Annotated in this window: 17 protein-coding genes; 9 read left to right on the top strand and 8 right to left on the bottom strand. The window is 36.1% G+C overall.

Going from position 1 to position 14641, the window contains the following annotated elements:
- Positions 1–16 precede the first annotated feature (16 nt).
- Positions 17–1510 carry a S41 family peptidase gene (locus H344_RS0117630; RefSeq protein WP_026811474.1) on the bottom strand — a complete coding sequence of 498 codons (1494 nt, stop codon included), beginning with the start codon at positions 1508–1510 and terminating at the stop codon, positions 17–19.
- Between the two features lie 230 nt (positions 1511–1740).
- Here H344_RS0117630 and H344_RS0117635 point away from each other — a divergent pair, with 230 nt between their 5' ends.
- From H344_RS0117635 to H344_RS0117650, 4 genes are all read left to right on the top strand, one after another.
- Positions 1741–2250, top strand: a complete 510-nt coding sequence (locus H344_RS0117635) for an RNA polymerase sigma factor (protein WP_026811475.1) — start codon at positions 1741–1743, stop codon at positions 2248–2250.
- Positions 2237–2665 (top strand): hypothetical protein, encoded by a 429-nt coding sequence (locus tag H344_RS0117640; RefSeq protein WP_026811476.1) that lies wholly within the window; start codon positions 2237–2239, stop codon positions 2663–2665. The genes H344_RS0117635 and H344_RS0117640 overlap by 14 nt, the downstream gene beginning before the upstream one ends.
- A gap of 11 nt (positions 2666–2676) precedes the next feature.
- Positions 2677–3225 (top strand): DUF4252 domain-containing protein, encoded by a 549-nt coding sequence (locus tag H344_RS0117645; RefSeq protein ID WP_026811477.1) that lies wholly within the window; start codon positions 2677–2679, stop codon positions 3223–3225.
- Between the two features lie 87 nt (positions 3226–3312).
- Complete coding sequence (locus H344_RS0117650) at positions 3313–3858, top strand: DUF4252 domain-containing protein (protein WP_026811478.1); 546 nt, start codon at positions 3313–3315, stop codon at positions 3856–3858.
- A 145-nt stretch (positions 3859–4003) separates the two neighbouring features.
- Here the strand turns inward: H344_RS0117650 and purB are convergent, their stop codons facing one another.
- The 3 genes from purB to H344_RS0117665 form a co-directional block, all read right to left on the bottom strand.
- Positions 4004–5347 (bottom strand): adenylosuccinate lyase, encoded by a 1344-nt coding sequence (gene purB / locus H344_RS0117655; protein ID WP_026811479.1) that lies wholly within the window; start codon positions 5345–5347, stop codon positions 4004–4006.
- 333 nt (positions 5348–5680) lie between these two features.
- Entirely contained in the window at positions 5681–6241 is a 561-nt protein-coding gene (locus H344_RS0117660) for a hypothetical protein (protein ID WP_026811480.1), read from the bottom strand.
- 36 nt (positions 6242–6277) lie between these two features.
- Positions 6278–6967, bottom strand: a complete 690-nt coding sequence (locus tag H344_RS0117665; RefSeq protein ID WP_026811481.1) for an SIR2 family NAD-dependent protein deacylase — start codon at positions 6965–6967, stop codon at positions 6278–6280.
- Positions 6968–7029: 62 nt separating this feature from the next.
- Between H344_RS0117665 and H344_RS0117670 the strand changes: the two genes are divergently transcribed.
- Both H344_RS0117670 and H344_RS0117675 read left to right on the top strand, forming a co-directional pair.
- Positions 7030–7683, top strand: coding sequence for a TrmH family RNA methyltransferase (locus H344_RS0117670; protein WP_026811482.1), 654 nt, complete (start codon positions 7030–7032; stop codon positions 7681–7683).
- A 39-nt stretch (positions 7684–7722) separates the two neighbouring features.
- The gene (locus H344_RS0117675; protein WP_026811483.1) at positions 7723–8250 is read left to right on the top strand and encodes an SRPBCC family protein; all 528 of its coding nucleotides are present in this window, start codon (positions 7723–7725) and stop codon (positions 8248–8250) included.
- Positions 8251–8413: 163 nt separating this feature from the next.
- Here H344_RS0117675 and H344_RS0117680 read toward each other — a convergent pair whose 3' ends face one another.
- The 4 genes from H344_RS0117680 to H344_RS0117695 all read right to left on the bottom strand — a co-directional run bounded on the left by H344_RS0117680 (position 8414) and on the right by H344_RS0117695 (position 12471).
- Entirely contained in the window at positions 8414–9193 is a 780-nt protein-coding gene (locus tag H344_RS0117680) for a carboxypeptidase-like regulatory domain-containing protein (protein ID WP_026811484.1), read from the bottom strand.
- A 76-nt stretch (positions 9194–9269) separates the two neighbouring features.
- Positions 9270–11081: a DEAD/DEAH box helicase gene (locus tag H344_RS0117685; protein WP_026811485.1), complete on the bottom strand. Its 1812-nt coding sequence runs from the start codon at positions 11079–11081 to the stop codon at positions 9270–9272.
- A gap of 169 nt (positions 11082–11250) precedes the next feature.
- On the bottom strand, positions 11251–11865 hold the full coding sequence (locus tag H344_RS0117690) for a DUF4337 family protein (RefSeq protein ID WP_034256968.1): 615 nt from the start codon (positions 11863–11865) through the stop codon (positions 11251–11253).
- Between the two features lie 36 nt (positions 11866–11901).
- Positions 11902–12471 (bottom strand): non-canonical purine NTP diphosphatase, encoded by a 570-nt coding sequence (locus tag H344_RS0117695; protein ID WP_026811487.1) that lies wholly within the window; start codon positions 12469–12471, stop codon positions 11902–11904.
- 96 nt (positions 12472–12567) lie between these two features.
- Between H344_RS0117695 and H344_RS0117700 the strand changes: the two genes are divergently transcribed.
- The 3 genes from H344_RS0117700 to H344_RS0117710 all read left to right on the top strand — a co-directional run bounded on the left by H344_RS0117700 (position 12568) and on the right by H344_RS0117710 (position 14501).
- A complete protein-coding gene (locus H344_RS0117700) occupies positions 12568–13020 on the top strand; it encodes a methyltransferase family protein (protein ID WP_026811488.1) in 453 nt (150 codons plus the stop codon).
- A gap of 177 nt (positions 13021–13197) precedes the next feature.
- Positions 13198–13809: a SatD family protein gene (locus H344_RS0117705; RefSeq protein ID WP_026811489.1), complete on the top strand. Its 612-nt coding sequence runs from the start codon at positions 13198–13200 to the stop codon at positions 13807–13809.
- The gene (locus H344_RS0117710) at positions 13806–14501 is read left to right on the top strand and encodes a DUF3307 domain-containing protein (protein WP_026811490.1); all 696 of its coding nucleotides are present in this window, start codon (positions 13806–13808) and stop codon (positions 14499–14501) included. The genes H344_RS0117705 and H344_RS0117710 overlap by 4 nt, the downstream gene beginning before the upstream one ends.
- Positions 14502–14641: the final 140 nt, after the last annotated feature.

Raw genomic sequence — 14641 nt, forward strand, 5'->3', positions numbered from 1 at the left:
TCTCTGCAAAACTTTATTATTGCTGTTTAATAGGTAATGGATTTTTGATGTCCATATACATGTTGTTCTTGGTTATGGTGAACATTTTAGAGCTAGTAACCAAATTTACTGGATGCTGAACGGTAAAATCCATTTTTGCGGACATGCCTGTAATTTCTGAAATAGCCTTTTTCAATAAAGGTTCATTTATGTCTCCTAAAACACCAAGATTAGACAAGTCTTCTCTTAATTCGATGTCTGGCTGAAGTCCATCAGTATAGTCTGAAAATCCAATTGAATTTTCATTTCTGCCAATGAGGGGTTGTATGGCCCAGTGGTTGTCTGGATTTATTTCATCTTCTCTATCTGAATCATATACGTTTCCGTTGTCAAAATCATCCACAAAAGTAACGGAGAACTCGTTCTTCCCAGTAGTTGTGGTACCAATATGTACAACATCTATATAAGGATCCAAGCCGTTAATGACCAATTCACTTGCAGAGGCGCTACTGCCAGTGGCAAGTACATATACTTTATTTAACCCTAAGGAATTAATAGGGGTGCTCTTATTTGTTTTGTTAGAAAAGTAGGTGTTTAGGTCAATGTTGTTGTTCTCATAGCCTTTTTGCAATTTTTCATTGTACCTTGCCTTTAAGAAAACTTTGTCAGAATTGGTGCCATAGATCATACTAGACAATAGTACGGCAGAATTCACTGATCCTCCTGGATTGTACCTTAGATCTACTACTAAATCTGTTACTCCTGCAGATTTAAATGTGCCAAAAGCTTCGTTAAGATCTTCATCAAATTCATTGGTGAAGCTGTTATACATCAGATAGCCAATCTTTTTACCATTCACTTCTAATACTTCAGCTATATGAACAGGATTTTCTGTTAAATCCGCTTCTTTAGTAAGGGTAACTTTCTCTCCAGTATTTCTTATTACATTATCAGAAATAATGGCCATATCTAGGGAGTAGGTGTCTTCTTTCCCAAACAAAAGTTCTTCGTAATTATTTAAGTTAAGAGGTGTTCCATTCACGCCAGTGAAAAAGTCTCCTCTTTTAATCTCTTTGCTAGCCGCGTTAGAATTGGGGACTACATATCTAACATAACCAAAAACGTCGTCGCTATCGGCAAAAAGGCTAAGTCCAAATTCCAATCCGTTGCTTTTAGAAACTCCAGAAAAGGCTTTGGTTAATTCTTTATAATCTTCGGAATAGAAACTGAATCGGTCTTCAGAAAAAAGAAGTTTTTCCTCAAAGAATTTACCAGGATCTTGTTCAGATTCCAAAAACTGTCTGTATCCTGATTTTGTGGTAAATCTGTCATCATCTAAATCAGTTACATCGCTCTGCCAAAAATAATAAAGGTTCATGGTTTGCCACATAAAATCCTGTACCGTTACGTCTATTGCTTCTACTTCAGGTTCTATTTCTGGTGACACCGGGTCCGGTAAGACTTCGTCATTTTTAGAACATTGGATAAAGAGTAAGCTAATTCCCAGTACTATACTTAAATATTTTTTCATTGTAAAGAGTAAGTTTCTATTATATTCATGCAAACAAAAATCATTCCAACAAAAAATAATATAAGGAAGCGAGAATAATTTTTATATATACGGAACAAATGCGTATTTGGTTTCTTTGGGTGTAAATTACGAACATTGAAAAGAAATAAAAATAAAACGTAACAAAAGAGGTTTTATTTCGTCTTCCAATTGTAAGCCTGTTAAAAGGGATTACAAAACAACCGAACCTAATGCAACAGACAGAGTTTTTAGATGTGGTACTTCCTTTTAAGGACAAGATGTTTAGGCTTGCTAAACGATTGTTGACCTCTAGGGAAGAGGCAGAAGACGCTACACAGGAAATTTTAATGAAGCTATGGTCTAAAAATAAGGTAATGGGCAACTATAAGAATGTAGAGGCTTATGCGATGACCATGACAAAGAATTTTTGTTTAGACCGATTGAAGTCCAAACAAGCGAGTAATTTAAAATTGGTACACAGCAATTATCAAGACGAAAACGTTTCCTTACAGTCAGAAATAGAAGTTAACGACAGTCTTAGTTGGGTAGAGAAGATTATAGCAGAATTGCCCGAACAGCAAAAAATGGTGCTTCAATTAAGAGATGTAGAGCAATATGAGTTTGAGGAGATTGCAGATTTATTAGATATGAAGCCTACAGCTATAAGGGTTGCATTGTCGAGAGCAAGAAAAACGGTTAGAGAAAAATTGGTTCAAAAACATAATTATGGAATTGGATAGAATAGAAAAGCTATTGGAGAAATACTTGGAGGCTACTACCACAGTTCCCGAAGAAGAAATATTACGGGACTATTTCTCAAATGAAGATATACCGGTACATTTAAGAGCCTACGCGCCAATGTTTCAATATTTTTCCAAAGCAAAAGAGGAGCGGTTTACCAAACAACTAGAGCTAAAGCGTAAGAAAAGGTACATGCAGTGGATATCAATTGCTGCCGTAGCAGTTTTAGTGTTTGGCATATATTTTGGTAATGCTTACCGCGATCAAAAGGAGCAGGAAAAAGCAGAATACGCTTATAAAGAAACAAAAAGGGCACTTAGCTTGCTAGCAGCCAATTTTGAAAGAGGCACAGAAAAAGTGGCTTATTTAAAAGAATTTGAAGCGACAAAAGAAAAAATTTACAATAAAAATTAAATAATAAAGAGATGAGAAAAATTATCATAATTGCAATATTGGCCGTACTACCATTTTCAGGGTTCTCGCAATCTGTGTTCGATAAATTTGAAGATTTGGATAAGGTAAGTGCCGTGGTGGTAAACGAAAGTATGTTTAGGTTACTTAGTAAGATAGATGTGGAGGTAGATGACCAAGAAGCACAAGATTTTATGGATATTGCTCAGAACTTAAAGAATTTAAAGGTGTTTATTACAGAGGATAAGGCGGTTTCTGCTGATATGGAGTCTACAATGGCAAAGTATCTAAAATCGGCCTCATTAGAAGAATTGATGCGGGTAAAAGATAAAGACGCTAATGTGAAGTTTTATATTAGAAGTGGGAAGGACGAAGACCATGTGAGCGAGTTACTCATGTTTGTTACTAATATAGAGAATGCAGGGGCTAAGATTAATGATAGAAAAATTGAAACGGTACTGCTGTCGCTTACTGGAGACATAGATTTAAACAAGATAGGGTCGCTTACCAAGAAGATGAACCTTCCAAGTGAATTAAATAAGGCTGGAAAAAACAAAAAGTAGGCAACCCAATGTATAGGGTAGTTCAATAGAGAAGACCTATTTTTTAGGGTACGAGGAATACAAAAAATCAATTTAAAAAACTATAAAATGAAAGAGTTACTAACTAAGGGAAGTACTTTACTGTTGTTATTTATATTCCTAAGTTGCTCCTCTAATCAGAGCTTGCAAGAATATTATGTGGATAATGCCGAGAATCCTAATTTTATCTCAGTTGATCTCCCCGTTAGTCTTTTAAACTTAGCAGAAGCAAATTTAACTAAGGATCAGGAAGAGGCGATGGAGTCGCTGAGAAAACTGAATATACTTGCTTTTAAAAAGACAGACAAAAATGAGGTCGAATTTCAGAAAGAACGAATGAATATAAAGTCCATTTTAAAAAATGAGAAGTTCACAGAGTTAATGAAAATGAATACCACTTATGGAAAAGCTACCGTTAAATATTTAGGTGATGAAGACGCTATAGATGAGGTGGTTATTTATGGAGATAGTGATGATAAAGGTTTTATGGTCGTAAGAGTGCTAGGGAAGGATATGAATCCTGCTAAACTGGTTCAGTTTATCCAAGCATTAGAAAAATCGGATTATAAGGGGCAAGGCCTACAGCAAATAGGCGCATTTGTAAAAGGAGAATAATAACACACCCTCAATGTCAATAAACCCTGCTTAGAATTTTCTAGGCAGGGTTTTTTCATCTTAATATTCCTTATAATTGGCCCGGTTTTGTCGACTAATCGGAGTCGAAATACCGAGTAAAAGATAAAATAGTGTACACTAGCTCTTAAATTCCGGTGTAATTTTGAGGAGTAATTTGTTTTAACTCCTTCTTTATCTCTTCGCTAACTTCTAAGGTGTCTATAAAATTAGCAATAGAATCTTGCGTAATTTTTTCATTTGTCCTCGTAAGTCCCTTTAAAGCTTCGTAAGGATTAGGATATGCTTCGCGTCTTAGAATAGTTTGGATAGCTTCTGCAGCAACTGCCCAATTGTTTTCTAGGTCTTCATTAAATTTCTCTTCGTTAAGGAGTAATTTGTTAAGGCCTTTTAAGGTAGATTGAAAAGCAATTAGAGTATGACCAAAAGGTACTCCCACATTTCTTAGTACAGTACTGTCGGTAAGGTCTCTTTGCAACCTAGACACTGGTAATTTTGCCGATAAATGTTCAAAAATTGCATTGGCAATTCCTAAATTTCCTTCGGAATTTTCAAAGTCTATCGGGTTTACCTTATGGGGCATTGCTGACGAACCAACTTCTCCAGCCTTAATTTTTTGTTTAAAATAATCCATGGATACATAGGTCCAGAAATCCCTATCTAAATCCAGGATAATGTTGTTGATGCGTTTTAAGCAATCGAACAATGCTGCCATATGATCGTAATGCTCAATTTGCGTAGTAGGGAAAGAGTGGTGCAAACCTAGTTTTTCCTCAACAAATTTCTTTCCAAAGGCTTTCCAGTCAATGTTAGGATAGGCTACTTTATGTGCATTAAAGTTTCCTGTGGCGCCTCCAAATTTGGCTGCGTTAGGAATCTCCTCCAGCATACGGAATTGTTCCTTTAGCCTAACAGCAAAAACATCTACCTCTTTGCCTAATCGAGTAGGGGACGCAGGTTGTCCGTGAGTTCTAGCAAGCATAGGAACGGCTTCCCATTCTTTAGCTAGTTCTTCTATTTTATTTAATACTTCTAGGTAGTGAGGAACATACACCTGGTCCATAGCCTCCTTAATGGAAAGAGGAATAGCTGTATTATTAATATCCTGGGAAGTAAGCCCAAAATGAATAAATTCTTTATATGCCTGTAAGCCTAGTTGGTCAAACTTCTTTTTAATGAAATACTCAACAGCCTTAACATCGTGGTTGGTAACCTTTTCAATTTCTTTAATTGCATTAGCATCTTCAGAAGTGAAATTGCTATAGATTTCCCTTAAAGCCGGAAACTTGGTAGTGTCAAAGTCCGACAGTTGTGGTAATGGAATTTCGCAAAGCGCAATAAAATATTCAATTTCCACTAAAACCCTATACTTAATAAGTGCTTCTTCTGAGAAATAGGGTGCCAAAGATGCAGTCTTACTGCGATATCTACCGTCTATAGGCGAAATGGCGTTTAATTTGTTTAATGACATTTTATAAGAAATTGGATGTTTTTAGAAAGGCGCAAAGATAGTTATAAGTTAAACAGTATAAAAGCGATCCCAAAATTATGTTTATGGATTGGAATAAAGGGATTTACTCGATAATCGAGATTTGAATGCTCCGAAGCTTGGCTACCCGTAGGATACAAGCGGGCCTGCCCGAATCTTTCAGGCGGGCCTGTCCGAATCTTTCAGGTGAACCTGCTCCGATGTAGTTTGCTGATGCTGTCTGAATTAGGCGATTCCTATATTTCCGATGCGATGTTATTAGTGAGTGTAACTAATGTTTTTAAGTATAGCTTATGGAATTAACTGTGGGAGTAACTACTTTAATTTTGCAAGTATCATTCTTGCTCTAGCTTGGTAAGCCGGACTTCCGTTATTGTAATTTTGTTGTAATACCTGCATTAGCTCGGGCCAAATCCATTTAAACCTTTGGCCTAATAATAAGAGGCAGGTCATAGAATAGGCCTTAGCGGCTACTTTGTGTTCACCTATCAACCAATCAAAACAAAGGGTAGCTATTAGGGAGAGGTGCTTTTCTTTTAGCGCCTTACGGGTAGCAGGCGCTTTATCAGTAAAATAGGAATAACATAAGTATTCGTAGATTTTAGCAGAGGGTCTTACCGCTGAATCTAGATATATTTTTCCGCTATTTTCAAGAATGGTATCTATATGTGGAAGTAGGAGGTTTAAGCGTTGCTTTGCAATAAACTCCAAAACCCACCATGCCTTGCAAGAAATTGGGTCATCTACTCTAAACGCAACCTCCAGGAGGTTGCCTAAATTTTCTGGATGCTTTAGAACAATGGAAGCTGTTTCTGTTCTTTTTTTCTTAGAAGCATTAACATGCTTTAGTGTTTTATACCATTCCGAATTGTTCACGAGATGTTCTTTTTTTCAATTTACTTCTTTACGCTATTAGGTGTTTTTAAGTAATTTTTGCGCTAATAGTTCCATTCCCTTAGTAGCACTATTTTTTATGACTGTAAGGTTGTTAAAGTCAGTTTCTCTGATATTGGGTTTAGGGTCTATAAAATATATGGGGATGTTATTAGGTGCGTAATGTACCAGACTTGCCGCTGGGTATACTTGCATAGAAGTGCCAATTATTATTAAAATATCTGCATTAGCAGTTATGTCAGCTGCTTTGGCTAGCATTGGAACATCCTCTCCAAACCAGACAATATGGGGTCTTAACTGCGTTCCTGCCGTACAGAGATCCCCTAAATTAATGTCTTTTTTCCAGTCCACTATACTGTTGGGGTCACTGGCGCCTCTAGCTTTTAGCAATTCTCCGTGTAAATGGATAACGTTAGAACTGCCAGCTCTTTCATGTAGGTCGTCTACATTTTGAGTGATAATATGTACCGTGTATTGGTCTTCTAATTTCGCTAGGGAAAGATGAGCCTGATTAGGGTGCACCTCTAGCAATTGTCTTCTTCGCTGATTGTAGAAATCTAGGACTAAGGCAGGGTTTCTCTCGAAACCCTGGGGAGTAGCAACCTCCATTACATCGTGACCTTCCCATAAACCATCGGCATCCCTAAAAGTTTTAATACCACTTTCAGCACTGATTCCAGCTCCAGTTAAAACAACTAATTTTTTCATTTAAAAAGAGTATATATTTGTAAATCTAACATTTTTATTGAACATCAATTTATACGGAAATGATCGACCATGAACTGCTAGCGTATTTAGAAGGTTTTATTACTTTAAAAAGGAAACAACGTTTCTTAGATATATTGGAAGATCGTACTAAGTATATTACTGTAGCTGTAGAGGATGTATATCAGATGCATAATATGAGTGCCGTAATAAGGAGTTGTGATGTTTTTGGAATACAAGAGGCGCATTTAATTGAAAACAGATACGGTAAACGATTAGATAAAAGCATTTCTATGGGTGCCCAGCAATGGGTAGATACCAAAAGATATAATAATACCACATCCTGTATTGATGCGTTAAGAAGGGAAGGGTACCGTATTGTAGCCACAACACCACATGAGAATGGTGTTTTGTTGCCCGACTTTAAACTTGATGGTAAAACCGCACTGTTTTTTGGTACGGAAAGGGATGGGTTGAGTCAGGAAGTAATGAACAATGCAGATTCATACTTAACTATTCCTATGGTTGGGTTTACAGAAAGTCTTAATATCTCTGTTTCTGCTGCTATAATATTACATCGTCTTACCAGTCTTTTAAAAAGATCGGATGTAGAATGGCGCCTAACTGAGGAGGAAAAACTAGAGAGAAGGCTAGACTGGACTAAAAAATCGGTTCGTAGTGTTGAGGATGTTTTAGCAAGATACCACAGTACCAAATAATATTATTCCTATCTTTAAGGGAATCAACACATAAGCGCTATGACAACTGTACTATATATTTTGCTAGGAATTATAGTGCTAATTTTTCTTTTGGCCGTCCTGGCCCCTAAAACATATAATGTTTCAAGATCAATTGTAATTAATAGTCCTAAGAATAAGGTTTTCGATAATATTAAATACCTTAAAAATCAGCAAGAGTGGTCCCCATGGGCAAATAAAGATCCCAATATGGAAAATAAGTTCACTGGGATTGATGGTGAGGTAGGCTTTGTAAGTTATTGGAAGGGAAATAAAGATGTTGGAGAAGGTGAGCAGGAAATCACCAAGGTAGTTGAAGACGAAAGGGTAGAAGGAGAACTCCGATTTTTAAAACCTTTTAAGTCTACTTCTGATAGTTATCTTATTCTATCCGAGAAAGGGGCTAACCAAACAGAAGTAGTTTGGGGTTTTAAAGGAAAGAATAAATTTCCCATGTCAGTGATGATGCTCTTTATGAATATGGATAAAATGGTGGGGAAGGATTTTGAGGAGGGTTTAAGAAATTTAAAAATGATAATGGAGAAATAGATGCCTAACCTTAAAGGTAGGCAGTACACCTCTTTTAAATAGTTGTAATGTATTGTCTAGGGATATATTTCATACAGAAGTGCTCCTAGTTTGTAGTATTCTAAAGTAGGGGACTAGAAATATGATATTTTTATCAGTGGATTAGAAAAATCCTCGATTCTAATTATTGTTTCCGGTTTAGGACTTTAAATTCTTCGTAACAACTACTAATAGCGTCTAAGATTTGCAAATCGTTGGCAGTGGCAATAAAAGATTTGGAGTAGTTGCAATTACTCAATATATCTTCAATATCCACCTTTTCAATTTGAAGTAGTTCGGTTAGGGTTTCTCTATCAAATTTAGAAGCTAGTAGATCTCTAATTCTATCATCCTCTTTCATTTGCCGAAGTTTACGCATCTGGTTAGGTTTCTTTCCAAATAGGTTTCGTAAGAGGTCTGCTGGGTTAAGAATGGCTCCTAATACTTTAGTGACTGCGCTTGGGTTCTTGCTTCCTGCTTCGTATCCTACAGATAGCCCAGAGATACTATACTGAAAAGCATTGTTGATGGGTAAGTTTTTTACATCTATTTCCAAATAACCGGTAAGGGAATAGGGTCTTACAATAACTTCCTCTAAAGCGTATGCCAATTCGGTAAGTGATATTTTGGTATTCTTAAACCTAAACATATCGTTAGTTACCCTCACTTTTTGTGATTTAAAACCTAAGAAGGTGAAATACAAAGTGTCGTTAACTTGGGCAGGTATAGAGAATTCTCCCTGTTTGTTGGTAATAGTACCAATCACCTGATTAAGGTTTACCACGTGGACACTTTCCATAGGCTGGTCCGTTTGGGCATTTAATACAATAGCTTTAAGTTCTTTAAGTTCGTCTTTTTTTTCAGTCTCTTGGGAGTATCCAAAAGTAACAAAGACAATTATGAAGGTTAATAAAAAGGTTTTCATTCAATTGATCCAAGGTTATGATTGGTAAACTAACTAAAAAAATACGCCGAAGCGTATTTTTTTAGTATACAATTAACTAATAGGAGTCACTTTTTCTCTGAGTCCTTCTTTTACCGGAGCTACTAGAAGAGTTTCCTTTGGCAGGGCCTCGGTCACTTCTTCTACTTCTGCTTCTATCATTATTTCGGAAATCTCTTCCACTACCGTTTCTTCCTCCGAATCCACTTTTTTTACTATCGCGCCTTCCGCCGCGACCACGTCTTCCGCCACCATCTCCACCTGGGTTTTTGGAAACTTCAACATTAACGAACCTTCCGTCTACCTTGAAATCGGTAAAGGTTTTTAATATTTCTTCTGTAGCTGCAGCATCAGTGTTAAAGAAAGAGAAACTTTCCTTAACATCTACTTTAAAGATATCATCCTGTCCAAGATTCACGGTATCTCTAATAAAATCTTTTAAGGACATCCAATCATAGCCGTCTTTTTCTCCAACATTTATAAAGTATCTTACATTGCCATTGTTAAGTGTATTGTTAGATCCTATAACGTCCTTATCTCTTGGAGAAGATATGTTTAAGTCTTTGGCTTTGTTGTAATAATTAAAGAAGCGTGTAAATTCTACAGAGACAATTTTTTTGATTAGCTCTTCGCGATCTATTCCCTCTAAAACCTCATTAATAGCAGGTAAGTAGTTGTCTACTTCCTTATTAATTTCAGTATCTTTTATTTTGTTCGCTAAATGATAAAGCTGAATCTCACAGATTTCCATTCCGGTTGGAATAGTTTTAGCAATAAATGATTGCTTTATCTTGTTTTCAATGGCTTTAATTTTACGAAGTTCACTTCTTGTAATAATAACCATAGAAACTCCGGTCTTACCTGCTCTTCCTGTACGGCCACTTCTGTGGGTGTAGGTTTCAATTTCATCAGGTAATTGGTAGTTAATAACGTGTGTAATGTCATCAACATCTATTCCTCTAGCAGCAACATCAGTTGCTACTAACATTTGTATCTGTCTTTTACGGAAGGAGTTCATTACCAAATCCCTTTGGTTTTGACTTAAATCTCCGTGTAATGCACCTGCATTGTATCCGTCTTCGATTAGTTTTTCAGCTACTTTTTGAGTATCTCTTTTAGTTCTACAGAAGATAACTGAGAAGATATCAGGATTGGTATCGGCTAACCTTTTTAAGGCAGGATATCTATCTCTACCGCCCACCACGTAATATTCGTGCTGTACGTTATTGGTACCAGAATTTTTTGCTCCCACAGTAATTTCCTGAGGGTTGTTCATAAACTTCTTAGCTATAATAGATACCTCTTTTGGCATGGTAGCTGAAAATAACCAAGTAGATTTTTCTTTAGGGGTATTAGAAAGAATATCTTTAATATCCTCAAAAAATCCCATGTTCAACATCTCATCAGCTTCATCCAAGATACAATAATCGATTTTGGAAATATCTACCAAACCTCGGTTTATCATATCTTTCATTCTACCAGGAGTAGCTACTATTATTTGAGCTCCTCTTTTTATTTGTCTGGCCTGATCTGTTATGCTTGCCCCTCCATAAATGGCTACTACATTTAATCCTTTTTCATATTTGGAATAATGTACCATTTCATTGGTAATCTGTAAACAAAGTTCACGAGTAGGAGAAAGGATTAAACCTTGAGTGGTCCTGCTTGCGCGGTCTATTTTTTGAATTAAAGGAAAACCGAATGCAGCAGTCTTTCCTGTACCTGTTTGGGCAAGGGCTACTAAATCCGTTTCGCTTTCTAATAAAATTGGGATTGCTTTTTCTTGTACTTCAGATGGACTTTCAAATCCAAGATCTGAAATAGCATTTAATAGGGACTGATCTAGCCCTAATGCTTCAAATTTTGTCATAATATGTTATTAAATAATCGCAAATATGTATGTTGATGGGAGCGATTATTTTCTATAACCTATTAAGACTCACTACAACACATGCTATACCAGCGGCGTTAATTGAAGCGGCAAAGGTAGTGTTTATTTTTAAATTATAATAATTTGTTTCAGAATGGTTGCTAATTTTTTATAAAGAGATAAGGCATCCATATACCGCAGATGCTAAGCCGAGCGCCCCAAAGAATATGGATAAAAAAATAAAATTAGACTGTATTTTTTTGTTATCTCGGATTACAATACAGACGGCACAAAGTACTATGCAAATCTGGAAGAGTAGTTTGGCTAGGTCCATTTTTTGTGAGGCTCCTTCATATTTTTGGGCTCTAGTTATCCATTCCTTAACACCTACAATTTTTCCCATCTCCCCATCTAAATCTTGTGCCCAATATTGGCGTGGGATATTTGAGGACCCTACAAGTAGTTCTGTTTTTTCTGCCTCATATTTCATAACCATAGATTTGGTATGGGCCATTATGTTTTTGAGGTTTTGGTGTTTCTCTGGAGGTGCAATCCCTATTTCCATAATGGTTTTTAGAAAGTCTAATTCGCTTTCCTTTAGATTTTGCTTGATGCTTTTAGCCTGATACCAATTAGAATAACTTACCTGTTGATTTTGTGAAATAATGGTTTGTTCTTCTAAATAGCTATTGATTAGCTCTGTAGTGGCTAATAAGGCGGCAAAAGCTGCAATTAAGATGCCCCCTAATGTTTCCTTGCTTTTAAAATATCTGTTTATTTTCATTGTTAGATTGGGGGGGAGTATTAGGTTAGGGATAATTTATTTAAAAAATGCTAGTAACTGTTGTGTGGCCTTAGCTCTGTGACTTATTTTGTTCTTAATATCCATTGGGATTTCTGCAAAGGTTTTATCGTACCCATCTGGGATAAATATAGGGTCGTAGCCAAAACCTTTTTCGCCTTTTCTTTCCGTAGTTAGCGTACCTGTTACAATGCCTTGGAAAAGGAACTGTTCTTTATTATGATTTAGAGCAATTACGGTTTTAAAATGTGCAGATCGGTTCAACTCACCCTTTAGATTGGTCAATAACTTATTAATATTGTCCTCCGTGTTTTTCTGATTGCCAGCATATCTAGCAGAATGCACTCCTGGTTCGCCGTTTAACGCATCTACTAATAGGCCTGTGTCGTCCGCAAAACAGGAATACCCATAATGCTTTGTTATGTAATTTGCTTTTAGGATAGCATTTCCCTCTAAAGTAGGTTCTGTTTCTTCTATTTCTTCGTGGCAGCCAATGTCCTCCAAGGATAGTAGTTTTATATCAGGTGGAAATAACTTTTGAACTTCTTGTAATTTGTTGCGATTATTTGTGGCAAATACCAATTGCATTCCAATTATTTTTTTATTGTTGTAGGGTAAGCTATTATAAATTACTTTGGTAGATTCAAATGTAGTAATTTTATTGAAGTTTTATTTTTTTAAGGTATGAAATTAAAAATTCCGCCATTACTTGTTGTGGTATTATTTGCTGGATTAATGTTCATATTGGCAGAATATTTACCTGTTGGATATTTCGATTTTTTTGGAAGGAAGTATTTAATGCTTTTTTTATTCTCAATGTCTGGCTTAATCGGTATTGTTTCTCTAGTTCAGTTTTTTAAGGCTAAGACCACAATAAATCCGTCTGCGCCTTCAAAGACAACCATGCTTGTAACGGGAGGATTGTATGAATATTCTAGAAATCCCATGTATTTGGCATTGTTGCTTCTTTTATTAGGATGGGGGTTGTACTTAGGGAACGCTTTTAATACTTTGTTGGCTGCGGGTTTTGTTTATTATATGAATGCTTTTCAGATTATTCCAGAAGAAGAAGCACTGTTTAAAAAATTTCCCAAAGAATTTCAAAAATACTGTGTAAAGGTGAGACGTTGGTTTTAAGGCTATGGAATGCCTGGGGTTTTTATCACTTTAGTAGATATCAAAGATTGTAGTTTTAGTGGAAGTGCTATTCAGGAATAGTTGCATCCCCCAATGGTTATAAGTCTTTTTGCTTATACATTGATTTATTAGTGTTTTAGCTTATTATTTATTATATTAGCGTTTTAGCTTATTAATATGATAGCGATTATTACAGGGGATATAATTAACTCTCAGGCAGATCAATCATCCGATTGGATGGAGACTTTAAAGGCGTATTTGATAAATATAGGTGAGCCTCCTAGCGATTGGGAGATTTATAGGGGAGATGAGTTTCAAATAAAAACATCGCCAGAAAACGCATTGCGAATGGCTGTGCACATAAAGGCTATTATTAAGCAGATAAAGCCATTAGATGTTAGGATGGGAATAGGTCTAGGCAAGGTGACATATTTAGCAGATAGTGTAAGTCAGTCTAATGGTGAGGCGCACCAACGTTCTGGAAGAATTTTTGAAACGCTAAAGGAACAAAAATTGAACCTTGCAGTAGTAACAGGGAGTGCTAAAGAAGACAAGGCTCTAAACTTAATGTTGCGATTGGCGTTAGATTTTATGGATAGTTGGTCTGTAGTTTCTGCAGAAATAGTGCAATTAACTTTGGAGTATCCAGAAGAATCGCAACAAGAGATGGCCAATCGTTTGGGGATTAAACAATCAGCGGTGAGTCAGCGTTTAAACCGTGCAAGAATGGATTTGGTGGAGGATTTGTTGCAGTTTTATGAATCAATAATCAAAGAAATACAGCTATGATTTTGTTTACTAAGTTAATATTGGCCCATCTTATAGGTGATTTTATGATACAGTCTACCCGATGGGTAGTTCATAAAGCGGCGAATAAGATTAGTTCTATCTACTTGTATCTTCACACTTTGGTTCATTTTGGACTTGTTATGTTATTGTTGTGGGATTTAAATCTCTGGAGATTAGCTGTAGTGATAGCTGTATCTCATTATTTTATAGATCTTGCTAAGTTGTATGTTGACCCTTATTTTAAAAACAAGGCCATTCCTTTTTTTATCGATCAGCTATTACACGTTTTAGTGCTATATAGTTGTGCTTACTATGGTAATTTAATGGAGTTTACGCTAGGTTTGATTAAAGGGATTGACTGGGCTTTGGTAACCGCCGTTGTATTTGTAGGGTTTCCTTCGTCAATTATCATGGCTAAGCTTTTAGAAGGCATGTCGGATAGAATAGAAATTGATCATAAATCCCTACCTAATGCCGGAAAATATATAGGGATTATAGAGCGTTTGTTTGTGCTAGTCTTTATTATTTTGGGGCGTTGGGAGGCAATAGGATTGCTAATAACCGCTAAGTCGGTTTTTAGATTTAATGACCTTAAAGAAAGTAATTCACGTAAGCTTACAGAGTATATATTGATTGGAACTTTGTTGAGTTTTGGATTAGCCATTATTACGGGCTTGCTATATGTAAGTTAGGGTTGTGTTCTATGATAATAACCTATGACTTAAGAATAAGGCATTTTCTTTAATTGTGATGAGTCTTAAATTGGGTTTTAAAATAGCCTGAAATTCTAGGACAAATTTTCATTAATTGTATGGTGAGTATAATGAAGGGT

The sequence above is a fragment of the Arenibacter latericius DSM 15913 genome (genome assembly GCF_000424985.1).
Taxonomy (GTDB): Bacteria; Bacteroidota; Bacteroidia; order Flavobacteriales; family Flavobacteriaceae; genus Arenibacter; species Arenibacter latericius.

What these genes read in the sequence shown, in the direction of transcription:
- H344_RS0117630 (WP_026811474.1), bottom strand. Translation starts at nt 1,510, where the DNA reads ATGAAAAAATATTTAAGTATAGTACTGGGAATTAGCTTACTCTTTATC.
- H344_RS0117635 (WP_026811475.1), top strand. Translation starts at nt 1,741, where the DNA reads ATGCAACAGACAGAGTTTTTAGATGTGGTACTTCCTTTTAAGGACAAG.
- H344_RS0117640 (WP_026811476.1), top strand. Translation starts at nt 2,237, where the DNA reads ATGGAATTGGATAGAATAGAAAAGCTATTGGAGAAATACTTGGAGGCT.
- H344_RS0117645 (WP_026811477.1), top strand. Translation starts at nt 2,677, where the DNA reads ATGAGAAAAATTATCATAATTGCAATATTGGCCGTACTACCATTTTCA.
- H344_RS0117650 (WP_026811478.1), top strand. Translation starts at nt 3,313, where the DNA reads ATGAAAGAGTTACTAACTAAGGGAAGTACTTTACTGTTGTTATTTATA.
- purB (WP_026811479.1), bottom strand. Translation starts at nt 5,347, where the DNA reads ATGTCATTAAACAAATTAAACGCCATTTCGCCTATAGACGGTAGATAT.
- H344_RS0117665 (WP_026811481.1), bottom strand. Translation starts at nt 6,967, where the DNA reads ATGAAAAAATTAGTTGTTTTAACTGGAGCTGGAATCAGTGCTGAAAGT.
- H344_RS0117675 (WP_026811483.1), top strand. Translation starts at nt 7,723, where the DNA reads ATGACAACTGTACTATATATTTTGCTAGGAATTATAGTGCTAATTTTT.
- H344_RS0117680 (WP_026811484.1), bottom strand. Translation starts at nt 9,193, where the DNA reads ATGAAAACCTTTTTATTAACCTTCATAATTGTCTTTGTTACTTTTGGA.
- H344_RS0117685 (WP_026811485.1), bottom strand. Translation starts at nt 11,081, where the DNA reads ATGACAAAATTTGAAGCATTAGGGCTAGATCAGTCCCTATTAAATGCT.
- H344_RS0117690 (WP_034256968.1), bottom strand. Translation starts at nt 11,865, where the DNA reads ATGAAAATAAACAGATATTTTAAAAGCAAGGAAACATTAGGGGGCATC.
- H344_RS0117695 (WP_026811487.1), bottom strand. Translation starts at nt 12,471, where the DNA reads ATGCAATTGGTATTTGCCACAAATAATCGCAACAAATTACAAGAAGTT.
- H344_RS0117700 (WP_026811488.1), top strand. Translation starts at nt 12,568, where the DNA reads ATGAAATTAAAAATTCCGCCATTACTTGTTGTGGTATTATTTGCTGGA.
- H344_RS0117705 (WP_026811489.1), top strand. Translation starts at nt 13,198, where the DNA reads ATGATAGCGATTATTACAGGGGATATAATTAACTCTCAGGCAGATCAA.
- H344_RS0117710 (WP_026811490.1), top strand. Translation starts at nt 13,806, where the DNA reads ATGATTTTGTTTACTAAGTTAATATTGGCCCATCTTATAGGTGATTTT.